General features: G+C 54.1%; 27 protein-coding genes. 21 read left to right on the top strand and 6 right to left on the bottom strand.

The window, feature by feature from the left end:
* Positions 1 to 1,135: 1,135 nt before the first annotated feature.
* Both J4O76_RS07715 and J4O76_RS07710 read left to right on the top strand, forming a co-directional pair.
* Positions 1,136 to 1,744, top strand: a complete 609-nt coding sequence (locus J4O76_RS07715; protein ID WP_426281156.1) for a hypothetical protein — start codon at positions 1,136 to 1,138, stop codon at positions 1,742 to 1,744.
* A gap of 334 nt (positions 1,745 to 2,078) precedes the next feature.
* A complete protein-coding gene (locus tag J4O76_RS07710) occupies positions 2,079 to 2,300 on the top strand; it encodes a hypothetical protein (RefSeq protein ID WP_426281154.1) in 222 nt (73 codons plus the stop codon).
* A 308-nt stretch (positions 2,301 to 2,608) separates the two neighbouring features.
* Here the strand turns inward: J4O76_RS07710 and J4O76_RS07705 are convergent, their stop codons facing one another.
* From J4O76_RS07705 to J4O76_RS07695, 3 genes are read right to left on the bottom strand one after another with little or no spacing between them, the layout of a single operon-like run.
* Positions 2,609 to 3,385 carry a hypothetical protein gene (locus tag J4O76_RS07705; RefSeq protein ID WP_426281153.1) on the bottom strand — a complete coding sequence of 259 codons (777 nt, stop codon included), beginning with the start codon at positions 3,383 to 3,385 and terminating at the stop codon, positions 2,609 to 2,611.
* A 30-nt stretch (positions 3,386 to 3,415) separates the two neighbouring features.
* Positions 3,416 to 3,928 (bottom strand): hypothetical protein, encoded by a 513-nt coding sequence (locus J4O76_RS07700; protein ID WP_426281152.1) that lies wholly within the window; start codon positions 3,926 to 3,928, stop codon positions 3,416 to 3,418.
* 59 nt (positions 3,929 to 3,987) lie between these two features.
* A complete protein-coding gene (locus tag J4O76_RS07695) occupies positions 3,988 to 4,761 on the bottom strand; it encodes a hypothetical protein (protein WP_426281151.1) in 774 nt (257 codons plus the stop codon).
* Between the two features lie 172 nt (positions 4,762 to 4,933).
* Here J4O76_RS07695 and J4O76_RS07690 point away from each other — a divergent pair, with 172 nt between their 5' ends.
* Positions 4,934 to 5,194 (top strand): HNH endonuclease, encoded by a 261-nt coding sequence (locus tag J4O76_RS07690; protein ID WP_426281149.1) that lies wholly within the window; start codon positions 4,934 to 4,936, stop codon positions 5,192 to 5,194.
* Positions 5,195 to 5,401: 207 nt separating this feature from the next.
* Here the strand turns inward: J4O76_RS07690 and J4O76_RS07685 are convergent, their stop codons facing one another.
* Together J4O76_RS07685 and J4O76_RS07680 are read right to left on the bottom strand one after the other, a co-directional pair.
* Positions 5,402 to 6,013 carry a hypothetical protein gene (locus J4O76_RS07685; protein WP_426281147.1) on the bottom strand — a complete coding sequence of 204 codons (612 nt, stop codon included), beginning with the start codon at positions 6,011 to 6,013 and terminating at the stop codon, positions 5,402 to 5,404.
* Positions 6,014 to 6,145: 132 nt separating this feature from the next.
* A complete protein-coding gene (locus tag J4O76_RS07680) occupies positions 6,146 to 6,946 on the bottom strand; it encodes a hypothetical protein (RefSeq protein WP_426281145.1) in 801 nt (266 codons plus the stop codon).
* A gap of 74 nt (positions 6,947 to 7,020) precedes the next feature.
* On the opposite strand from J4O76_RS07680, the gene J4O76_RS07675 reads away from it, so the two are divergent.
* From J4O76_RS07675 to J4O76_RS07590, 18 genes are all read left to right on the top strand, one after another.
* Complete coding sequence (locus tag J4O76_RS07675) at positions 7,021 to 7,380, top strand: hypothetical protein (RefSeq protein ID WP_426281144.1); 360 nt, start codon at positions 7,021 to 7,023, stop codon at positions 7,378 to 7,380.
* A 199-nt stretch (positions 7,381 to 7,579) separates the two neighbouring features.
* The gene (locus J4O76_RS07670) at positions 7,580 to 9,244 is read left to right on the top strand and encodes a terminase large subunit (protein ID WP_426281143.1); all 1,665 of its coding nucleotides are present in this window, start codon (positions 7,580 to 7,582) and stop codon (positions 9,242 to 9,244) included.
* Between the two features lie 39 nt (positions 9,245 to 9,283).
* On the top strand, positions 9,284 to 10,555 hold the full coding sequence (locus tag J4O76_RS07665; RefSeq protein ID WP_426281141.1) for a phage portal protein: 1,272 nt from the start codon (positions 9,284 to 9,286) through the stop codon (positions 10,553 to 10,555).
* Between the two features lie 9 nt (positions 10,556 to 10,564).
* Positions 10,565 to 11,206 (top strand): HK97 family phage prohead protease, encoded by a 642-nt coding sequence (locus tag J4O76_RS07660; RefSeq protein WP_426281140.1) that lies wholly within the window; start codon positions 10,565 to 10,567, stop codon positions 11,204 to 11,206.
* Positions 11,203 to 12,360: a phage major capsid protein gene (locus J4O76_RS07655; RefSeq protein ID WP_426281139.1), complete on the top strand. Its 1,158-nt coding sequence runs from the start codon at positions 11,203 to 11,205 to the stop codon at positions 12,358 to 12,360. The genes J4O76_RS07660 and J4O76_RS07655 overlap by 4 nt, the downstream gene beginning before the upstream one ends.
* A 74-nt stretch (positions 12,361 to 12,434) precedes the next feature.
* A complete protein-coding gene (locus J4O76_RS07650; RefSeq protein WP_426281138.1) occupies positions 12,435 to 12,752 on the top strand; it encodes a head-tail connector protein in 318 nt (105 codons plus the stop codon).
* Between the two features lie 2 nt (positions 12,753 to 12,754).
* The gene (locus J4O76_RS07645; RefSeq protein ID WP_426281137.1) at positions 12,755 to 13,072 is read left to right on the top strand and encodes a phage head closure protein; all 318 of its coding nucleotides are present in this window, start codon (positions 12,755 to 12,757) and stop codon (positions 13,070 to 13,072) included.
* Complete coding sequence (locus J4O76_RS07640; RefSeq protein WP_426281135.1) at positions 13,069 to 13,518, top strand: HK97-gp10 family putative phage morphogenesis protein; 450 nt, start codon at positions 13,069 to 13,071, stop codon at positions 13,516 to 13,518. The genes J4O76_RS07645 and J4O76_RS07640 overlap by 4 nt, the downstream gene beginning before the upstream one ends.
* Positions 13,518 to 13,892, top strand: coding sequence for a hypothetical protein (locus J4O76_RS07635; RefSeq protein ID WP_426281133.1), 375 nt, complete (start codon positions 13,518 to 13,520; stop codon positions 13,890 to 13,892). Before J4O76_RS07640 ends, J4O76_RS07635 begins: the two co-directional genes overlap by 1 nt.
* 53 nt (positions 13,893 to 13,945) lie before the next feature.
* Entirely contained in the window at positions 13,946 to 14,365 is a 420-nt protein-coding gene (locus J4O76_RS07630) for a phage tail tube protein (protein WP_426281131.1), read from the top strand.
* A complete protein-coding gene (locus J4O76_RS07625; protein WP_426281129.1) occupies positions 14,365 to 14,823 on the top strand; it encodes a hypothetical protein in 459 nt (152 codons plus the stop codon). Before J4O76_RS07630 ends, J4O76_RS07625 begins: the two co-directional genes overlap by 1 nt.
* Positions 14,824 to 14,858: 35 nt before the next feature.
* On the top strand, positions 14,859 to 15,230 hold the full coding sequence (locus J4O76_RS07620; RefSeq protein WP_426281127.1) for a hypothetical protein: 372 nt from the start codon (positions 14,859 to 14,861) through the stop codon (positions 15,228 to 15,230).
* Between the two features lie 8 nt (positions 15,231 to 15,238).
* Entirely contained in the window at positions 15,239 to 17,590 is a 2,352-nt protein-coding gene (locus tag J4O76_RS07615) for a hypothetical protein (RefSeq protein WP_426281126.1), read from the top strand.
* A 226-nt stretch (positions 17,591 to 17,816) separates the two neighbouring features.
* The gene (locus J4O76_RS07610) at positions 17,817 to 18,209 is read left to right on the top strand and encodes a hypothetical protein (RefSeq protein WP_426281125.1); all 393 of its coding nucleotides are present in this window, start codon (positions 17,817 to 17,819) and stop codon (positions 18,207 to 18,209) included.
* A complete protein-coding gene (locus J4O76_RS07605; RefSeq protein WP_426281124.1) occupies positions 18,209 to 18,880 on the top strand; it encodes a hypothetical protein in 672 nt (223 codons plus the stop codon). Before J4O76_RS07610 ends, J4O76_RS07605 begins: the two co-directional genes overlap by 1 nt.
* 24 nt (positions 18,881 to 18,904) lie before the next feature.
* Entirely contained in the window at positions 18,905 to 19,348 is a 444-nt protein-coding gene (locus J4O76_RS07600; RefSeq protein ID WP_426281123.1) for a DUF6950 family protein, read from the top strand.
* Entirely contained in the window at positions 19,345 to 20,982 is a 1,638-nt protein-coding gene (locus tag J4O76_RS07595) for a hypothetical protein (protein WP_426281122.1), read from the top strand. Before J4O76_RS07600 ends, J4O76_RS07595 begins: the two co-directional genes overlap by 4 nt.
* Before the next feature lie 35 nt (positions 20,983 to 21,017).
* Positions 21,018 to 22,901 carry a hypothetical protein gene (locus tag J4O76_RS07590; protein WP_426281121.1) on the top strand — a complete coding sequence of 628 codons (1,884 nt, stop codon included), beginning with the start codon at positions 21,018 to 21,020 and terminating at the stop codon, positions 22,899 to 22,901.
* Here J4O76_RS07590 and J4O76_RS07585 read toward each other — a convergent pair.
* Positions 22,864 to 22,978: integrase core domain-containing protein (locus J4O76_RS07585; RefSeq protein WP_426280402.1), on the bottom strand; the 115-nt coding region annotated here is incomplete at its 5' end. The genes J4O76_RS07590 and J4O76_RS07585 overlap by 38 nt on opposite strands.

Raw genomic sequence — 22,978 nt, 5'->3', positions numbered from 1 at the left:
GCGTCCTCCATAGACGGTTAAAGAACCGGATGCGGTAGACACACATCCGGTTCTTCTTTCTTCCACGGAGGAAACTTGAAACTCTGAACCGCCTTGAAGCTGTCTACACTCTCTCGGCTGCATTTATTTAGGTAGACTAAACTCTTATTAAGTCCGGTGTTAACGCTGAAGGACGAAGTTTATTGCGCGGCAGTGGCCGTTGTGGTTAAATACAAGTTCGAAGGGTAAGTGGCGCTTCGTTCTCCATAGATAATAAGAAGCCCTCGGAATAATCTTCCGGGGGCATTTTTATTAATGACAGCCATTTGGCCAATCCGTATAAATAGAAGTGCGAAGTATGGAGAGGGTATCACTTGCAGCGATACCCTCTTTTCGCACCGGCAAAGATTCAGGCAACGCACTAGGCAAAACATATTTCGCAGGACGACATTATTCAGAGGTTGGTCCACCTCGCTACCGCTGCCATGACTTTGATTGCGTCACTAGGACACGAACGACGCTCTGTTATGGACGGGAACCCGAAGCGAACGGGACTGCCCTATTTGGCGGCAGGATAAACAAAGCCAAGTTGAAAGAGTAGTTCTCTGTCCTAATGCTGACAAGACTACGACCCCCCACAGTTCGATTCATTGCCGTCGGGGGAAAGTGATCCCTCGCAAGGGGATCGACCGCGATGCGCTAATATGGCGCGGAAGGTGCAGCTAAGAGCCGGTACAGGATCGCCCCGACGCTCGATAGGTAAACTATCAACACTGCATTTGAACTCATTGGACTGGCTCCTAAAACGAACCCCCCATTCTTCCCTCTCTATCAAGTCCACCGGCGATAGTCGGATCAAAGTAGGTCAACCCAATGTCTAACGATGTTGGGTTTTTCTTTTGGCTTGGTAGAGGGGGGATAGAGGTATTAGCCTTCACCAAAACGATGCATTAGTAAGCTAAAGCTTAGTGAGTTTAGGTTTTGCTACCAAGTTCATTCAAACCACAAGCGCGAGCTAAGACATGAGCGATAGCGAATGGCTTATGAGCGATTCGGATCAGCGTAGCTGAGCCGATAGATACTCAATAAGTTATGCGCGTGAATATTGCGGAAAGTGAGCGCGCATAGGTAGTTTGGTTTGATAGGAGATACACCCGTGAACCAACACCAATACTGCACTACCCGTATCAGCGCCATCGACAACGAGATAGCGCGGCTTGAACTAGAGCGAAGTATCCTATGGGAACACGCACAGCGCCATCAACCGCGATCCACCGCCAACCCGCTTTCGAATGACGCACAGTTCAGCGTCTGGTTCATTCCCGTAAATGAAGACCGACTGCTAATCACTTCGACTAAGTTCGACTTCGATACCATGATGTCACGCAAGAGCGTCACGCGGTCTGGCACGCCGGTTGGTGCCATCATGACCGGGGAAGGTGCAGCACGCCAGTTGGCCAGCTTCCTGCACAATCGATACCGCGACGTTCGCGACGACGCCTCTACCTACCCTGTAGCCTGCCTAGACGACATCGTGGACCTACTGTGGTTCATGGAGGGGAAGATGGGCGCTACCGCCTTCATCGATCTTGCCGGTGACGATCACGGTAAGCGTGCCGATCCAGTAAGGGGCGGCTCTTGGTCTGAGAGCTACGGGATCATGTGCGATCAATGGGACGCGCAAAACGCCATCATAGCTACCCCCATTCGACCTAAAGGAATGAGTGAGCTTAGCTCGCTTTTCGACAAACTTAAACGAATTTGAATAATGCGGACACGACGTTGTTTAGGTAGACTAAATACAATATGTCGAGACCCGCACCACATATCATCGATCAACGTAAAGACTCGCGCTGGATTACCACTGCGATTCTAGACCCGGAAGCCAACTATATCGTTTGCCGTAGCGGCAAGCCTGTCATGGTCCGCGTGTCAAACGAGCTTAGTAGCACTGCACATAAGTATCTTAGAGCAGTCTATACGAAGCCGAATCATGCCTACGCGCGAGCAGCCAAACTTAACGAGCTTTTCCGCACGGACATCTACGAAGTCTATCATCTAGTGGTGGGAGAAAAGGCAACACACAAGGAGAACGCAGAATGACTACCGGAGTTACCTATCATATCGAAAGCGCCGATTTCTCTAACTCGACGCCAATCTACCATTATACCGCTACGACTCGAAACGAACTCGACGCCTTGAGGCTGGCGCATGAACGTAGCGGGTATTTCAGCAGGCAAGGCGGCGATTACCTAGTTCGCTTCCATCTGAATCACCTTCTAGACGCGGCGACCGCGCGCCCAACCTTCGAGGTGAAGTGATGGTTACGGTAAAGGATTTGCTCGAAGCGCTAAACGGCGTTCGTGACGATTGTTACATGGACGAGTTCGACGGGCGCAACCTACTGGTTGATGGATGGATCGATCTTGAAGAACTCGCATCGCGCTTGAATGCGCAGGCGGGCGAGTGATGGCAAACCTTACGATCTACAGCAACGGGCCAGATGAAGCGCGAACGGACTTACTCGAATGGCCAGACCACTACCCGAACTATGCGCTATCGCATGTCGAAGCGCGAGAACTACGGGACCGTCTAACCGCGTTCCTCGATAAGGAGGGGGAGCTTTAAGCTAATCGGGCGAGCTATCTTTTGCGTCTTGTGCCGCCGCTATCAGGGCATTCAACCTAGCAGATGTTGAGCGACCGGAGTTGTGGGCTTCAAACGCCGCCGCACCCTCTGGAGTTTCGAGAAACCGAAGGAAGCTCTTTTCGGAGGATGTAGTCTGGCCGTCAATGGCTTGCGACAACCTGCTAAGCTTTGACCCTATGCCAACTGGGTGGTAACTACTGGCCATTCGGCTTTCCAATACCGCAAGGCGTTCCTGCATTTCCCCGATAAGCTGATCCTTCGGATCAGCACTGTCCTGTAAAGCATTTACCGCTAACGCATGGCTTACCGGGTTCGACACTTTGTAGCCTTCCGACGCAACGCTAAGTGCGGCATTTTTGAGTGCTAGTTTGGCACTTTCGATGCTCCTAAAGTCAGTGATATCGACGAAGATGGTGCGTTGGTCTTTGTTGTCGAAGGGAAGGCGTGTGTTCTCGGCAATGATGTGAATCGTTGGCTTTTTGATCGCGTGCCGTATGCCAAGTTCGTAGAAGGCGTTGGGGTTAAATCCGGTTAAGTCCGCAACTACAAGATCGGCTTCGATTAGATCGACAATCAAAGCGCTAGTGATTGAACCCGGAGCAGCGTCTTCGTCGGCTCGCTTAACGGAGTAACCTAGTTCGTCTGTTTCAAGAACGGGCTTAAATATTCCAAGCAGTAGCCAATCGGCTAGTTGACGTGTCGGCGTTCCGGCTTCGCCAATCGGACCAACGATAAAACAGGTTTTCTTATCCGTCATTACGATATCTCCAATCGCGGCTAATGTGGATCAGGCAGCTTGATCCGCTAAGGTCCATTGATATTCGCGGTTGTTCAGAGCCTTACACCGTTCGGGATCGCGGTTAGGCTGGGGAATGCGGCTGTATTGAACTAGCTTAGCTTCCCTAATGATAACGAGCTTCACCCGGCTACATGCGGTAGCGGGTGGATCGCTTTCCGCTACAACCGTTTCTTTACCCCAAGACTTGATTGGGTATTCATCGTTGAACAGGAAGACGGACCGTTGACTTCCCATGTTCGATAGTTCGTTCGTGCGACACGTCTTTGTCTCGTTCCTGCACTCGACATGCAGGAAGGTGCGACCGTCCATATCATCGCCGGTAATCACGCCATCCGCGACGATGTAGCCTGTGTCTTCGGCTCGATCATCCTTATCATCGTAGAATGTCTTGGGACCATACCGGATAGGCTGGTTCTCCACGGTCTTGGCCAGCCATAGCGAGCCGCCAACGCCAAGGACGGCAGCTAGGGCGAACCCTGACACGAAGCTGCGAGTGTTCACCGCGCTATCCCTAAAACGACCATTATGCCTGATACCCCCGGTCTTTGGTGCGGCTTCCCCTATAGAACATCGATCACGCTCCTTATAAGCGCCTTGGAGTGAACGAGAATGTCGGCAGCTTCCGCGCTTGCGTAGCTCGCTTTTGGATGCATGACTTCGTTGCGCCAAGCGATACGAACGGCGTTCAGATGGGCTGATACTACGCCGTAGGATTGCTTGCGCAAGCTTTGGGCCGATGTGCGGTTAGGAAGTTGATCGATTGCGCGATTAACGTGCTGTATGATCTGATACCAGTTCGCCTGATCGGCATCGATGTTGATTTTCAGCTTCTTTCCGAAGACCCTGAGTGAGGCTTCTATGGCGCGCATAAGGTGGAATACTGTCGCTGTAAATCTTGCGGTATTAAAACATGCTACCGCTTCTTCGAGGTCGGCTGTGATGGACGGTAACTTCGCGGCGACATCGCCAAAGTCTGCAATCGGCGCAGCGTTATCCGGTATTAGTAAGATAAAGTTTCCTCTAACGGCTTCAGGAAGAAAGTTCCGTGCCTTCTGAAGTGATCCGATATATTGTTCGACCGTCGAAGATTGTATCGAAACATTACCCGCCGCAATCCTATTATGTAGGTCCACGAGTTCATCGGTAATATGGCGAAGGACAGGCATCTTCCAGACGCGCGCAACTCGTGATAGCGTATTGATTACATTCTGGAAGTTTTTCGAGTCAGAATCGAAGGTGCAGTTATTTGCCTTTGCAAACGCGACAGTTCGAGTTTGCGCCCCAAGCCACGTTTGGATTTGTAGTAAGCTTTGAGCGTCTATCGTGTCAGTCATGCTTCCACCCTAAGGCGGACCGGGTGACGGTCAACCGTTCTAAATACTGCATATGCCTGACAAGCCGCGCACATTCGGACGGAAGGGGCCTAGCAAGGCCACACAGAAGCAAGGCGGTAGCGCAGGGCTGCGAGATAACAGCGCACGCTATCAGCGCTTACGCGAACGCCTGATGACCGCTGAACCCCTATGCCGATACCACAAGGCACAAGGCCAGATCGTAGCCGCAACCATCCTCGACCACGTTGTAGCGCTGGCACTGGGCGGCACGAACGATCCCGCCAACCTTGCTCCCGCTTGCCTCGACTGCAACACCGACAAGGCACGGGCGGAGATGCGTTATCTACGTTCTGGGCACGATGTGCGGTTCGTTCGGCACGATCCAGAGTTGGGGGGATGGTTCCGACGCGCTCGCAAGATGCACCTCGATTAGGTCGCGCGCCTCCCTGACCTTTGCGATCAATGCACCGTCATTCGTGTAGTGAACGATCCGCAGCGCTTCTTCGATCACATCGCGAGCGGCCAGTAAGACGGTTGGCATATGCATGCGCGAATACCTCCGCGCGCTTGCTACCGCTTTGGGCACCGCCGATGTTGACATAGGTTGATGTAACGACGCCATTGTAACGAAGTGACGATATTAGGTGCGCTCGCGCGTGGTCCTAGGTTCTCTTGCTTTAGTCTCTTCGAGTATCCGCCGCGCATTTTCTATCGCCGCGTTTAACCTGACCTCCCGCGCTTTTTGTGCCTTTCGATGCTCGATCCAGCGTTGTCTATTCATGTCGAGAGTTACGATAGCGACTTTAAGACAATGCGTCATGATGCTGGCATCTGGAACACCAATGCGCTCTTCAATCAACCCTCGGACGAATGGCGGAGCCAAGTCACGAATCTCTCTCCCATGATACTCATGAACTTCAAAGTTCAAGTCATGTGAGATGTCATTACGCAATCGATTAATCCGGCGAACCATCTTCACCGTTCCTTCGTCAATCAGTCCGAGTGCTGAACAAAGGTCGAGCTTCGCAGAGAACGACATACGATCTAGCCGAATCTCATCAGGCTTTGTTAGCGCTTCCTCAAGCGTTCGGGTTAGAACATGGTCAAGAAAGAGATGACCTTGTATGACTCGTTGCCAGTCGTCTCCCACTTCGATGCGGCGATGAAATAGTCGTAAGTCGAAAGAGAACGATTCTTCAATCGATCCTTCTTTGCCTTCGCTAGCCGACATCGGGTCTGGATTGTCTGTCATATGTCAATGCTAGATGGTTTGCCCGGATAATCAACCCAACATGTAGGGGGCGGGGTAAATCATATCGAGGGTTAAAGCACCCCAACCACCGCCCAGTCTTTTTCTTGCTTTGTCAGAATAAAAGTTTGAACTTCATGAACGCCAGAACGCTAGGCGATTCGGTATGATAGGATTGTATTGAAAGGTCTTCATTACCGGAAACTGAAATAATGTCTTGCAGTCGTCGTCAATAATCAATCTGCGATTGTCGCGACGAACTGCAATGTATTTCTCGTAAACGCGACGGAGAACAACGAGATCGTTACAGCCATATCGGCCAACCCGGATTTTGGCGAAGGCTTCCCTTCGGTCTATCTGCCCTGATACTTCGCCGCTGCCAAAAGCAGCGGCAGCGAACATAAGTAGGAGCCAGACGAAAGATATCTGCTGGCCTTTGAAACCGCGTCGTTCAAATCCTCGCCAAATCTCTGGCATGAAAGAAAGTAGCGCTCCGCAAATGAATATCGACGGGTGAACCGGTCTGTCGCTAATCGACAAAACGACTGACGCTGCCATCATAAACATACCCATGGCATAGGTTAACCGATCAAATCTCGCTTCCTTCGCCCTCCACTTTGATCGTAGCGCCACCGCCTCTTCTTCTGTTTCGACTACGATAGGTGGCGAAGGCGGCGCGCTGTGCCTAACCCAAAGGAATATAGCCGGGGCAAGTAAGCCAACTATGTAGGTCGTTCCGATGCCAGAGAAGGTAAGGGAAAAGAGATCGGTAAAGCTAAGCAAGCTAGTGATGTTGCCCTGAAACGCTAGGGTGTAACCAACTAGATTCAATGAGCAGGCAAGAACGTGCGCTACGGGGATGACTACCGCGATTTTGCCAAGGACATCTAGCAACTCTCGCGTAGCGGACTCGGTTCTCGATACCGTTCCATTCATGCTGTGCCCTTGCCTGTCTAAATATCAATATGAAAACAGGGCGTAGGGTAGCTGATCCCGCAAAAAAAGCACTAATGGGCACCTACCGTGCGGATCGGCACGGCGACATCGTAGAGCTAGTGACGCCACCGCGCGATATCCCGGTAGCTCCCGACTATCTGACGAAGGAAGCAAAGCGCGTTTGGGAGGAGGAGCTTCCCCGCATCCTCGCTTGCGGTGGTGTCGAAGCTGATAGCTCCTTCCTCGCTCGATACTGCACCGCTGAAGCGGAGTTCAGGGGGATGGCGGCGAAGGGTGAGCCGGTAACGGCTGCGATGATGACCGCGCTTCGCCAGTATGCCGAACTACTCGGGATCGCTGGCCATCGCTCCCGGCTCGCGCGCGGCAACTCGCAAGACAAGCCGACAAGTGGCTTCAGTAAGCGACCGGTGTAAGCAGATGCGTAAGCAAGGCTTTTGGATCGCAGAGAATGCGCAGGAAGTGGCGGCTTGGTGCAGCAAAAACACCCAAAAAAGCCACTTTGAGCTACGCCGTAACGGAGCAGTATTACTATATGATGCCGAAGATGACGGCGAAGAGATACTGTTTATCCTCAAGTGGGGGCACCTAATCTGGCCATAGAGTAAATAATATGTGCCCAAACCTACCCTAGATCACTATTCAGAGCGCGCTATTGTCTATGCAAAGGCAGTAAAAGCACGCAAAATCCCCGCTTGTATCCAAGTTCGACAGGCTTGCGCCCGCTATCTGGACGATTTCAAGCGCAAGGATATCGTCTACGCGCCCGAGCGCGTCGAACATGTATGCGAGTTTGCGGAACTACTGCCGCATGTCATTGGGCCGCTTACCGGCGAGCTTATCGAGCTAGAGCCGTTCCAGATTTTCATCTTCGCTAATCTCTTCGGATGGTTGGACGCGAAGACGCGCCTACGCCGCTACCGGGAAGCTTTCATTCTCCTTCCTCGTGGTAACGCGAAGTCTACCATCGCCGCTATCATCGGCCTCTACATGACTTTCGCCGAAAATCAGGGCGGCGCTGAAGGTTTGAGCGGCGCGACATCGATGCAGCAAGCGGAAGCCGTGTTCATTCCAGCCAAAAGAATGGTTGAGATGACGCCAGACCTAGCGGAGTTCTATGGCCTCGAAGTCGCCGCACGCTCGATCTACCAGACATCTACCGGTTCCAGCTTTAAGCCGGTGATCGCACGGACCAAAGACGGTGGCCTTCCGTGGATCGCCATTGCCGACGAACTCCACCAAGCTCTAGACGACACGCAGCTTAACGCGTTCCGTACCGGGATGGGCAAGCGTAGGGGCAGCGATCCCCTACTGCTTATTATCTCTACAGCGGGAACCAATGTGGCTGGCGTATGCCGCCAAGAGCAGCTTTATTTTGAGGCGGTTCTATCCGGTTCGATGAAGGATGACCGCAAGTTCGCGCTAATCTACACCATCGATCCGAAGGACGATTGGACCGACTTCAGCGTTTGGAGGAAGGCGAATCCAAACTTTGGCGTATCGGTTGATGAAGACCACCTTCGAAGCGAATATGAGAAAGCGCTTCAGAGTCCTGCGCACCAATCGACCTGTAAGACGAAGTATCTCAATGTCTGGACGAACACCGCAACGGGTTGGTTGAACCAACGCGATTGGGCAAGTGCGGCTAGCCCCGGTCTTCAGCTATCGACCACCGCACGAACATGGATCGGCGTCGATCTTTCCACCAAGACGGACATTACCGCTATTGTGGTGGTGCAAGAGCTACCGGACGGTAAGCGCGCTATCGTTCCGTTCCTCTACCTTCCCAAGGGGGCGCTAGAGCGCTCGAAGAACGCCAAAGCCTACACGGACTGGATAGCGTCGGGTGCGATCCACGCCACGGAAGGCAGTGCCAGCGATCACGCAGCCGTTGAAGCGATGATTAGGGCGCTGAAGAAGGACTATCAGGTTCAATCTGTGTTGTTCGATAGTTGGCAAGCGGCGGGAATGATGCAGCGCCTAGAGGCAGACGGAATCGAATGCGTAGAGTTTGGCCAGACTGCGAAGAACTTTACCGCACCAATGATCGATTTCGAAGCGGAGTTAATGAACGGCAACATCGTTCACGACGATAACCCGTGCCTTAACTGGATGGCGTCGAACATATCGGTTCGCCAGATGGGGCCGCTAAAGTCGCCAACGAAGCCTACCGGGCAAGATCACTTGAAAATCGACGGCATGGTAGCTGCATTGATGGCTTATGCGCAATCGGAAGCCGTAGCCGCACCGAAACACGAGCCATTCCTTATGTTCCTGTAAGGCTGCACCGCTCAATATTCCCCGCTGTCTAAATACGATATGGGAATCTTTGATAAACTTGCGGCATTCGACCGCGCAACAAGACTCGTTTCACCGGAACGCAAGATTACGACGACCGCGATTGTTTCGCAGGCTGTAGAGCTACCGAACCACTCCGCTACAGCAGTTCGCGAAGACATCGCGGCGGATAAGGGGTACGGTGGTATCTCCGCTTTCCAGATTTCGACTGTCTTTGCATGCGCGCGAGTGATCGCGGAAGGTCTGGCGCAAGTTCCCTGCATCCTTCAGCGTGTCAGTGCCACGGGAGGGCATGAACCCGCCCGCGATCATCCGCTTTATGATCTATTGGCGCGCAAGCCGAACAACTGGATGACGGCACTAGAGCTACGCGAGTGGATCGGCTTCAACCTCGCGCTAGTCGGCAACGCGTATATCTTCGTATCTCGCGATACTGAAGGGCGAGCAATCGAACTTATTCCGCTTCCGCAGGGTTCGGTAACCGCATATTCGCCTTCTTTTGGGGAAGTTCTTTATCAACTCAATGACGGCAGTCAGCCGGTCTATTCTGGGCAGAACATCTGGCACATTAAGGGTAGTTCGTGGGACGCAATCACCGGTCTATCGATCCAGCACGTAGCCGCCCGCGCAATCGGGCTGGCGGGCGATCTTGAAAACTTCGGTAGCTCGCTCTTCAAAAACGGTGCGCAACCTTCCGGCGTTCTTAGCACTGAACAAGAACTAAGCCCGGAACAGGCTGCGAACTTTAAAAAGCTATGGGATGCGCAGCAATCGGGTATCGCGAATGCGCACCGCACGGCTTTGCTCGGCAACGGTATGAAGTTTCAGCCTGTGCAGACCAACGCGAACGAAGCGCAGTTCATCGAAGGCCGACGCCTACAGATCGAAGAGATTTGCCGCTTCATGGGCGTAGACCCGGTGATGGTCGGGCAGAGCATCGGAAGCACCTCTTACGCTAGTGTCGAACAGAAGTTTCTAGCGCATTACACCTACACGCTACGTCCACTTTATGAGCGCTTCATGCAATCAGCGGAAGTATCTCTTCTATCGACGGCAGAGCAGAAGGCGGGATACCGTGTCTACATTGACGCGCGGGGCATTACGCTAGCGTCGTCTACCGACAGCGCGGCTTACTACGCAAGCATGCGACAGAACGGTTTGATGACGATTAACGAGTGTCGCGAACATGCGGGACTTGACCGTTCGAACGATCCGCTAGCCGATAAGCTTCAGCCTAGCGCCAATCTCTTTGGTCCGCAGCCGACTAACACCGACTCGGCACCCGCTGACTAAATACATTATATGGAAAAGAAACTATTCACGCTGGAAGAAGTCAAGTTCTCTTCCGACGACGCATCGGGCACTAAAGCCTTTAGCGGCTATGCGAGCGTGTTCGGGAATGTGGACAGCCACGGCGATGTTATCACGAAGGGTGCGTTCAAGGCTTCGCTGAAGTCCGGTGAAGCACCTTTGATGTTCCTGAACCACGATCTCTACAGCCTGCCTATCGGCAAGTGGACGCACTTCGAGGAAGACGACTACGGCTTGAAGGCTGAAGGCGTGTTTCTCGACACCGCAGCGGGCAACGATGTCTACACGGCTTCTAAGGCTGGCGCGATCTCCGGTCTAAGCATCGGCTACATCGCCCGTGATGTCGTCTACGGTAAGAGCGCAGACGAACCCGCCCGCACTCTGAAGGCAGTAGACCTTATCGAAGTTTCGGTAGTCACGATCCCTTCGAATGCGAAGGCGCGTATCGCGGACGTAAAGTCTTTCACACAACACAATGAGTTCGAGCGCGAGCTAGTTTCGCGCGGAATGCAGATCGAAGAGGCTAAAACCTTCCTCGATAGTCTCGAATCATATCACGAGACTAAATACAATATAGCGGCTCAGCATGACTCGCTCAAACAACTTTTGTCGAAACTACAAGGAGAATCATGAGCGACAATATCAACGATACTATTCATTCGCTGGGTAACGCATTTGAAGAGTTCAAGACTGCAAACGACGAACGTCTAAAGCAGATCGAATCCAAGGGGGCATCCGATCCCCTAACTGAAGCTAAGGTAGACGCTATCAACGCGACCGTTACCGAACTTCAGAAGAAGATGCAGCGCCCGAACATGGGTGCAGGCGAGGCCAACGCGGCTGAAGTCGAGCATAAAAATGCCTTCGAGAAGTGGGCACGCAAGGGCACTGGCGAGAATGAGCTAGAGTCTATCGAGAAGAAGGCCATCACGCTCGGCACTGGCGGCGACGCTTCGGGTGGTTTCCTTGTTCCGCGTCAGGTTGAAGCTGGCATTCGTAACGATCTTCGCACGCTTTCGCCGATCCGTTCGCGCGCTACCGTCGTTTCGACCGTTTCGGATAACTACAGCTTCCTTCGCAACGCACGCGGCCTTCAGGTCGGTTGGGTTGGCGAAGTTGATGCGCGTCCCGAGACCGCAACCCCGACGCTGACTGAAACCCGCGTTCCGGGTGGCGAAATCTACGCTAACCCGCCTGTTTCGCAGCGCGCGTTGGATGATGCCGGTTTCGACCTAGAAGCATGGCTGAATCAGAACATTGCAGAAGAGTTCGCTATCGAAGAGAACAAGCAGTTCCTAATCGGTGACGGCGTGAACAAGCCGAAGGGCATTCTTACCACGACTGGTATTAAGACCCTGAAGAGCGGCGCAGCCGCTGCGATGCCGACCGGTTCCGATTACATCCTCGATATGATTTACGGTCTGAAGGCCGCTTATCGTAACGGCGCTGCATTCTTGGGCAACGGTGCGACCATCGCAGGACTTCGTAAGCTGAAGGACACGACCGGTAACTACATGTTCCAGCCTTCGCTGGTTCTTGGAACGCCTTCGACCCTGATGGGTTACGAGCTTTTGGAAGTTGAAGACATGCCGGATGTTGCGGCTAACGCAATGCCGCTCGCCTTCGGTAACTTGAAGCAGGGTTACTTGATCGCAGATCGTCTGGGCATCCGCACTCTTCGCGATCCTTACTCGCACAAGCCTTTCGTCACCTTCTACGCCACCAAGCGCGTATCGGGTATCGTTCAGGACTTGAACGCGTTCATCGTGATGCAGAACAAGGTCTAATAGACCTAGCGCAGTGAAGGAGCCGGGGAAGCGAAAGCTTACCCCGGCTTTTTCATGTCTGTCTAAATACTATTATGGAAATCATTACTCCCGAACAGATTCAAGAATGGCTTCGTATCGATCCAGACACCGACACGGCTACGCTTAATATGCTGGTTAGCTCGGCAATCGATATGGTCGAATACAAGACACAGCGTGCTCTTCGTCCTTATACGGAGTTCAACGCCATTACCGGCGTAGTCGAGACGATCACGCCTACGGTTCCCGAAAGCTTGAAGCACGCGATCTCGCTTTTCGTGTCCGCGCACTTCGATGACCGGGCAGGGGCCGACGCAGCCGCGATGGTTGCGGTAGATCGCCTGTGCCGTCCTTTCTGGATGACAGGGCGGTGAAGGTGAACGCGGGCGCACTGGATCGCCGTATCGAGCTTCTAAGCCCGTCCAAGGCGAAAAGCACAGTAGGACAGGTGCAGAAGGAGTTTGCGCCTGTAGCCACCGTCTACGGCGAGCGCATGGAGCTTCGCACGGTTGATGCCGCTCGGGCTGGCCAGCGTGACGCCTTCGCCATGGCGAAGTTCATAATCCGCTACCGTACTGGCGTCACGACCGCGATGCGTATCAAGGTCGATAACCGAACCTACGATGTCGTCGCGGTAGACGAACCGGATCGCCGCGCGGTCTTGGTCCTCACAGTCCAAGAGGTGTTGAAGTGAGCGGCTTTAGCGCAAACCTTCAGGGCTTCGCGCAGCTTCAGCAGCGCATGAATCAGCTTAGCAAGGCGGAAGCCACCAAGGCGGGGCAGATCGCTAACCGTGCGGGTGCGGCTGTGATCGCGAAGAAGGCAAAAGCGAATGCGCCCGTGTCCAACGTCGCGGAAGGTGCAACGATTACCCGCAATAACAAGGGTGGTTCGACGCGCACAGAAAAGCACCGCAAAATCCAGAACTGGATCAAGGTCCGCAAGACCAAGGGCGATACGCCTACTCAGGTTCACAACGCGGTATCGGTCGAGGCTTACCAAAGTCAGTGGGTTGAGTTCGGAAGTATCCGCAACGCTCCTAAGCCATTCCTTCGAACGGCCTTCGAATCAAACAACCAAGAAATCATAGATGCGATGGCGAAAGTGCTGAACCGCCAACTCGTTAAGAGGGGCGTGTAATGCTGATAGACGAAAAGATTTACGCGCGCCTAGCGCTCAAAGCGGACGATGTTTACCCGATAGAGGCTCCTAACGGCTTCGCGGTTCCGTGCGTGGTCTACAACATTCTAACCGAAACTCCGGTTCGCGACATATCGGAAGATGCGCACATGGCATCATTCGTAACGCTACAGGTTGATGTCTACGGACTTGATACGGTCGAGGTTTTGAAGCTCGGTAGGGTTATTCGCCGTGACTTCCTGAACTGGGCCGACGACGATGTTACGGTTTTGACTAACGACGACCAAAAGCGTTTCCTCGATAACACTACCGATGTTGATCTATTTCGCATGATGTTGATCTTCAAGCTATATGTGCGAGACGACGAAGCCTAAGGGCCATTTGACTAAATACTTCAAGAAAATCATTTCTTAGGAGTATAACTCGAATGGCGACTTCCGCTTCAGTGTCCAAGGGCACTATTCTAAAGATTAAATCCGGCACGACGTTCGTAGCCGTTGCAGAACTCAAGGACTTTAGTGGCCTTGGCGGAGGCAGTGCAGCCATTCTAGATGCCACGCATCTGGGTTCTAACTCGAAGGAAAAGCTACCCGGTGTGAAGGATGAAGGTTCGCTGAAGTTCACCTTCAACTACATCGAAGCCGATCCGGGTCAGCTTGCTATGCTGAAGGCGCGTGACGACAACACCGTTACCGACTTCGAGCTTACGATTGGCGGAACGAAGGTTAAGGCGGCTCTTAGCGGCTTCGTGCAGACGGCAGAAATCATGGGCGGCGTTGACAAGATCAACGAGCTTTCTGTTTCGGTCGAAATCACCGGTTCCGTAGTTCGTTCGGTAACTGCCTAATGGCTAATCTACTTGGCCGTGAAGCTATCCTTACCTCGAAGGTGCCTACCCGCGAAGTAGAGATTCCAGAATGGGACGGCGTTGCGCTTATCCGCTCGCCGTCCACCCTAACGCGTATGAAGATTGTCGAGGGCTTTAACGAGCGCGATGCCGCCGAAGAAGCCTACAAGGCAGATCAGGCAAAGCCGGTAGAAGAGCGCGAGGGCCTACCCGCAGTTACTGTGCTAGACACTTCCGTAGTTTCCGTGATGTTTGCTATCATTGACGAAAATCTTCAGCCTATCTTCGGATGGGACGACTACGATAAGTTCCTTGAACTATCATATCCAACGATCCAGTATATCTACAAGCAGATGATCCAGCTTGAAGCGCGTCTGCCCGTTCCAGTCGAAGAGCAAAAAAAAAGTTCAGGAACAGCCCGGAAAGGCGCTTCCTCTTCCGCCTCGCGCTCGCGCTAGGTCGCACCGTTCGCGAGCTTGACGAGTCTATGGACTTGGAAGAGCTTCGCGAGTGGGAAGCATATAACTTCTTCGAACCATTCGGTGCGCCAGCGGAAGATGACCGCTGGCGGCAGATGTATTCGCTTTACTTCAGTGCCAACACCAAGCCGGGAACCACGATGCCCGATTGGTTGGACCACGATCCGACCGAAACGAAGCGCTTGCGTGAACTCGCAAACTCTTCCGTAACGCTCGAAGATAAGCTGATGGCGTTCATCAACTCGGTTGCGGTCTACGCAGAAGAGCCTTCGCCCGATGTTATCGTAGTCGAGATAGCGAACAACCCGCCAAGCGTAGAACCTACCGTAACAGTTCCCTATCTGGCACCCGCACCGTTCGACGCGAGTATGAAGCCGACAGCCTAAATATTCATATGGCTTCACTCGGTTCTCTTATTGTCGATCTCGCGCTAGAAAGCGCACAGTTCATCGCAGGCATGCGCAATGCCGCCGCGCAATCCAATGCCACGGGCAAAGCGATTGCGGGCGCTATGAATATGGCAAAGGGCGCTATCGGCGGTCTTGTCGGCGTCCTTTCGGTAGACTTCCTAGCCGGTCAAACGATGGCGGCATATGATTTCGCAGATGCTATCGTTGATCTTAGCGACCGAACCGGCGCGTCTACAAAGACGATTCAGGAGTTCCGTTACGCCGCACAGATGAGCGGTTCGTCTGTAGAGTCAGCAGACGCAGCCATTCAAAAGTTCTCGAAGAACTTGGGTTCCGCACAGGGCGGTAACAAGGCGATGGCGGCTACCTTCAAGGAACTGGGCGTCAATATCAGGGAAGACGCGGACACGTCGCTACGGAAGTTTATGGATGGCATCGCGAAGATGCCTACGATTGCTATGCGCCAGTCCAAGGCTACCGAAATCATGGGCAAGAGCGCGGCAGACCTTACCGTGTTGCTGGGCAACGGTTCGGCAGGCTTTGACGAGTTGGCGGCAGCGGCGGATCGCTACGGTATCGTTATCGATGATTCCGTTCTTCGTAACGCGGGACAGGTGAACGACCAACTCGACACAATGAAGATGATTTTGAACGCACAGATGGCGGGCGCAATCATTCAAAACGCAGACGCGCTTATGGCGTTGGCTAACGGCTTCATTGCGGCAGCTTCCGCCGCTGCGAACTTCTTTCAACAGATGAATGTTACCAAGCTCGCTTCCGTCGCGAATGGCGTAAACATGAACTCGGACATTCCAACGCTTATGGCGGGAAGGCTTCGCTGTAACTCAGTCGAGCAGACACAGGAAGAAGCACGCGTAGCGCTGATACAGACAAGCGCAGGACGAAAGAACCGCCACGAGTTCCTTACCAACTCCTATAACGCGAACATCCGCAAGGGTCGCAATAAGAATGACATGGATATGCAAGCCATTCTTGCGGAGCGTGAAGACATCGCGCGCAAGGAATCGGCTTCGCGTAGAGGCTATAAGCCACCGCCCGTAACCACTACCAACCTTCCGAAGATTGGCGGTGGTGGAAAGCCACACAAGGCTGGAGGCGCGAAGCCTGCCAAGAGCGCAGGACATGAGCGTTCGGCTGAAGAAATCGAAATGTATTGGCGTCGGGAGTTCCTTGGCCTCGAAAACGATCTTCGAGACGCACAGGCAGAGCTAACGAACACGCCTACCGCCCGTGCCGATGCAAAGGTGGAACGCCTACAGAATGATTGGTCCTACCGTGCTTCCGAAATCGACAGGGATACCGGCACAGAAGACGAAATCAAGGCGGGTAAGAAGCGCTTCACCGCTCTTCAGGCGAAGGAACTTCACGAGAAAGAGCAGGCACTTTACGATGCGAAGTATGACGCCACGATGCGCGACCGTGACGCGGAGATTTCACAAGACCTCTTGTCCGTTCGGGAAGCTGGATATCACAACGAACTAGACATCTTGAACGCACAAGCAGGGCTTGCGCGTTCTACTTCGGCGCGACGTGATGCCGCTCTTCGGATCGTAGATAAGGAGTTCGAGCTAGAGCGTATCCAGCTTGAAGCTATCCAGCATTCCGCGACGGCTTCACAGGCTGAAAAGGACATCGCTACAGCGCGTCTGGCCATACTCGATAAGCTGAAGGGCTTTGCTGTTCAGAATGCGAAGGAACAGAACGCAGGGCCGGGGATGCAGTTTCTTAACAGCATCCCGAAGACAGCCGGTGAAATCAACGATCAACTAGAACAGGTTCAGGTTGATGGTTTGGAACATCTGCAAGAAGGTCTGATGGGCGTTATCAAGGGCACAGAAAGCGTAGGTAGCGCATTCTCTTCGATGGTATCCGGCATCCTTGACGGGCTACTGAAGATCGCTCTTCAGCAAGCTATCATCAAACCGTTGGCGGGACTTCTATTTGGTGGTTCCAGCGAAGGTTCGGGCGGTGGATTGCTAGGCGGCATCCTTGGCGGGATCGTCAAGGGAACCGTGAAGGGCGCTCGCGCTAATGGCGGCATGACATCGGCGGGTAACTACCTAGTCGGTGAGCGTGGGCCAGAGATTGTGCAGATCGGCAGCAACGCGAACGTTATTAGCAATCGCGGTATTTCTGGCGTTGCAGGGGCGAACGATAACAACGGCGTTCAAGTCAACATCAACGGTCCGATCACTTCGAACGATCCCGATATGGTTCGCCGTATGGTCTTCGAAGGTGTCGCGGCAGCTACCCCGATGATTACCAAGCAGGCTACGGACGCGACGGTTTCGAAGCTTCAGCGTCGAAACCTGTAATAGCGCTAAATACCATATGCCATCTTATCCGCTTACCTTTCCTTCCGTTCCCGTCGCTTCAGAGCGCTTCGTCCTAGACAAACGCCAGCAAGCGACGGAATCGCCGTTTACCTACAAGGTGAATGTAGTTCACACCGCTTCACGTTGGGCGCTCGAATGGAGCTTCCCGCGTATGACGGTCCCGCGCGCTGAAGGCGTAGAGGGATGGGGGCTAAGCCTAAACGGGATGGTTGGCACCTTCCGCTACTATCCGAATCAAACGGTCCGTAGCGCCCTCACAGGCCGCACGCTGGCACAGCCGGGATACCCGTATAACCGGGCCGTGCAGATCGGTGGCTATGCGGCGTCCTCGCTAAGCACGATCCGGGTAGGCCAGTGGTTCACAGTCGGCACGCAGCTTCTACGCGTGACGGAAGCGGCAGCGCTGGCGGATAGCAACGGTAGGGTTACGGTTAGCTTCGAGCCTGAACTACGGGTTCTCTACGCAGCCGGTACGGCGGTAGAGTTCGTCAATCCGTTTGGGGTGTTCCGCCTCGCTACGCCGAACTCGCCTACCTACACCCTCGATCCAGACCGCGCGCCCGACTTCGGCACGATACAGGCTATCGAGGCATTCTGATGCGTAACGGTGTCACACAGCAAGTAACCGACGCTCTAGGGGCGGCAGGGATCGTAACCGGCATCGCGGCTCGATTGGAGTTCCAGAGTGAAACCCTCTTCGTCTGGACAGGGGCCGCGCGTATCCAGCCGACAGGCAGCGGCGAAACGCTTTTGGACGGCAACACCTTCGAGCCGTTGGCGGAAGGCGTAATCATCGATGTAGGCGAGAACACCTATTCGATGACCGGATCGGACGAGTTCACGATTGCCCTAGCGATCCCAAGCGATGCCGGAACCGCCATCACAGCTTCGATGGTCTACCCGGCTGAGTATCAGTCGCGCACCGCCATCATTTGGCGTGTCTTCCTCTATCCGCAAGCCGATCCGCTCGCACCGCCGCTTTGGCTGTTTCGCCGCATTCGCACAGGCGCGATGGATAAGGTGGAAGTTCAGAACGATGGTTCTACGAACAAGTTCATTCTTACTATCGAAAGCCACCAAGCGCAGATAAGCGGCGCTACCGGGCAAACATACCTAGATCAAAAGAAGTATGATCCCGCAGACACATCGCAAGATTTCGCGGTATCGATTGCTAATGGCGATCCCGCACCATCGAAGGGATCGGCTACACCGGTCTACGGAAGCAACGGTAGAGTAGATGTAGGCGCGACTATCGAGCAATACCGCTAAGAAGTCTTTCCGCCTAAATACTGTATGCACATTGTAAGATTCAGTAACTGGGAAGAAAGACTAGCGGTCTACCTCGCTAGGGTTGAAGAAGAGCCGTTCGTATGGGGCACACATGATTGCGCGTTGTTCGCTGCATCATGTGTGAACGCACAGACTGGCGTTGATCCAGCCGCTGCATTCCGTGGCACCTACGATACTCGCATAGGCGCGGCTGAAGCCCTTCGAGATAAGGGACAGGGCACCCTACTAAAGACAGTTCGGGAGTGGTTCGAAGCCATCCCGGTTCCCTTCGCAAAGCGTGGCGATCTAGTCATGCGCGACACGTCAGAGCGCGACCGCGCGCTAGGCGTCTGTTTGGGCCTCTACAGCTACTTCGTGGGCGAAGAGCAGGGTCTACAGCGTCTGGTAGCCTTTCCTACTAAGGAATGCCGCTACGCCTTCTCTGTGCCCTTCGAGGCGGCAGAATGAGCAAGGTTATCAAGGTTATTGCGATTGTCGCTGTAGCCGTCGCCATCATCGTTTTTGCCGCACCGTTGGCGGCTGGTATCGCAGGCGCGTTTAGTGCCGTTGGCGTGACGGTCGCGACGGCTGGTATCGTATCCGCGCTTGTCGGCATCGGCGTAAGTCTGGCGCTAACGGCAGTCGGTACGCTTTTCCGCAAAGCACCAAACCTAAGCCAATCGATGGCAGACCGTCTTCAGAAGACCGTCAACCCAACCGCTAACCGGAAGATCGTCTTCGGACGCACGGCGGCTGGCCTCGATACAAGGTTTGAAGAAACCTACGGCTCGAAGAAGGATCGCTTCGCACAGGTAATCGCGCTCGCCTCGCACAAGGTTACGCTTCAGCAAGTTTGGCTCGAAGATACCCTTACGTGGTCGAACGGCGTGTTGGTCGCACACCAAGACGGTATTCTCGGCTTCCAAGCGGTAAGTGAAGGGAAGCCCGGTAATGGCTTCGCCTACGGCTCTGGTAGCTACTGGCGGAACACCGCCACTTTCACCGGGTGTTCGTATTTCGCGATAACTTACAAGCTTGATAACAAGGCGTGGCCACAGTCGATCCCGGCGAAGATGACCGCCATTGTTGAAGGTTGTCCGGTATATGATCCGCGCTCTGATAGTACAGCGGGTGGTTCGGGTTCCCATAGATGGGACGATCAAGCTACGTGGCAGTATCGCAATAACGCGGGTGTAGAGATTGGGCGCAACCCAGCGCTATCGATGCTTACCTACCTTATCGGCTACAAGATTGCGGGGAAGCTCGCTTGGGGCATGGGCATGCCAATTAGCCGCATCAACCTTGATAACTTCAAGGTCTACGCGAATGTATGCGAAGAGCGCGTAGCCACGCAGGCGGGAAGCACAGTTCAGCGCTACACCGCCGATGGTATCTACAGCACAGCAGACCCGCACGAAACCGTAATCAACGGGATCAGCGCTGCTATGGGATCGTGCAAGCTAACCGATGTCGGCGGTGTCTACGGGTTCGTCGGCGGTTACGATGACAGTCTAGGACCGATCCAGAGCTTCAACGCAGACGATCTTGTCGGCGCGGTAGGCACTCCTACGCCTTACACATGGATTCCTTCTGGACCGGCGCGCGAGACCTACAACATCGTTCGTGGTCGGTTCGCCAATCCAGACGAACTATATCAGCTTGCCGACTGGGGCGTAGTCGAGACCGCCGCGCTACCCGATGGTATCCCGCGTACACTACAGCTTGATTTGGGCATGGTATCGAGGGCGGAAACTTGCCAGCGTATCGCTAAACAGTTTCTTATGCGCGAAGCCATCACACCCGGCTTCTTCTCCGCCACGTTCGGACCGCGCGCCTTCACGGTTCAGGTAGGTTCGCTTATCCGTCTTAGCCTGCCTTCGCAGGGATGGAACGGGAAGCTTTTCCGTGTGATCGAACAGCACGAGACACACGACCTAATGTTTCCGATGACGCTTCGAGAAGAAGACCCGCTAATCTACGCATGGGATCGCGAAGAGAAACCGCTACCCGCTGTAATCCGTCCACCCGGCTACGACGCTAGTATGACGATTACACCAACGGGCTTGCGTCTATCGAGTGTGACCTATCAGGGTGTCAGCTAGAACGGGTAGTTCGGTTCGGCGGCTAAATACATCTAATGTCGCAAGTATCAGATATCATCGTAAACTGGGCACCCGAAACTTCGGGTCGAGTATCCGTAATCCAAATCCGTAGCCGTATCGTCGGAACCACAGAGTGGACCGAACAATCGGCAGGCACAGACGCGAGCTTGGGGGAGTTCCGCTTTAGTTCGAACGCGCCCGCTACTGATGTCGAAGTTCAGATTCGCTACCGTATGGTGTCTGGCCTTACTAGCCCTTGGACTTCCGACCACATCGTTACCGCGCCTGTTACGATCCCGTATGTTGATCTAACGGGCACGCCTTCGAAGCTCGCGGATATCAATGGCACGGAAGGCGGAAAGCTTACCGGCATTGAAAACAATGCAACGGACGGCGCGACCGTTGGCGACAATATCAAAGATATAAACGGCAACAATCTCGGACGCGATCAAATCATTAACGCGGAAGGTTCGTTCAATGCGGTTGCTACCTACAACTTCGATGATGATACTTTTCAGGGCGTCATGTCTGGCGGCGCAAACATAAGTGTTGCGCCCGGTAGCGGCATTTTGCGTTTCGAAGCTACCACTACCGATCCGATGATTTATATTCCGATCAACCGACCGGGTAAGGACGCTTATATCATCCGTGTGCTTGCGCGCCGATTGTCTGAAACAAACAGTTGGCAGGGGCAGGTTTACTACAGCATCAATAACGGTCGCGGTGAAAGCGAAGGCTTCACCAAGCGAATCCCTACGCCCGATATCGTTGCAAACAAGTGGACCGTCTTCGAGTGGGACATGCGCAACCTTACGGCAGGCGGAACCGACTACATTGATAGCGATATTGTCAGAGCGCGTATTGACCTCGACCAAGCCCTTACCGTCTGGGAAATCGAAGCTATCCAGATCGGTAACCGGCAGGGTGCATCGCTAGGCGCACCAGACGGAACTCTCGTGGGCGGGAAGCCGGTTGAAGATATCATTGATGCGATCACCAATCCGGCTGGGCAGCTTATCCCGATCAAGGATATCTTGGTTGATGTTAACGACCTTCAGACGACTTTCGGAGATACCGTAAGCGCTGGTGCCGCGCGTGATGCCGCAAAGGCTTCGCAGGATGCCGCCAAGCTTTCAGAGGATACCGTAGCCGCTGCAAAGGCGGCTGTTTTGGTATCGCAGAGTGCGGCGAAAGTCTCGGAAGACAACGCGGGCAAGGCGAAGGATCAGGCCAGCGCGGCGCAAGGGCTTGCGGAAGCGGCAGCACGAGACGCAACCGCCAAGAGCGGTTCGGCAGGACAGGCCAGCGCGGATGCTTCGGCGGCAAAGACCGCAGCACAGACAGCGCAGAGTGATGCTGAAGCGAAGGCGCGCGCCGCTGGCGTGTCGGCTAACGACGCGAGCGGCTATGCCACCACGGCAAGCGGATGGGCATCGAATGCCCAACAGAAAGCGGATGCGGCAGGCCAGTCGGCAACCATTGCTACCGGTAAGGCAGACATCGCCACCACCAAGGCGGCTGAAGCTCTCGTGTCGTCTAACAATGCCAGTGCAAGCGAAAGCAACGCGGCTGGATCGGCTTCGAGCGCGTCACAGCAAGCCGTTGTCAGTTCGCGTGCCGCACAGGACAGCGCAGCCAATGCGGCGAACGACAATCGGTCACCCGGCGCGGCTCCTACGCTCTGGGCATACAATGACTATAACAACTTCAAGCCGATAACGCGTCTACCGGCAACAGCGAACGGCGACTTCAGCTACGCAGATAGCGTTCTTCGCGTGAACAACGGGTTTCATATTCACCCGGTTGAACCGATGCGTGTTGACCCGTCGAAGCGCTATCGTGCAGTCGTACGGTTCAAACTTGTGCAAGTGTTGTTGCCCCCTAAAGGCCTGACAGGGCCTCGCAGGTTTGCGCGATGAACTCGCGGGGTGATCGATAGCGCAAAGCGCGGTGCGGATGCACCTCGTTATAGTGGGCGAACCAGCCAGGCAGTTGG

The sequence above is a fragment of the Sphingomonas sp. NFX23 genome (assembly GCF_049887795.1).
GTDB lineage: Bacteria > Pseudomonadota > Alphaproteobacteria > Sphingomonadales > Sphingomonadaceae > Sphingomonas.
This window is presented reverse-complemented; position numbering and strand designations above follow the sequence as displayed.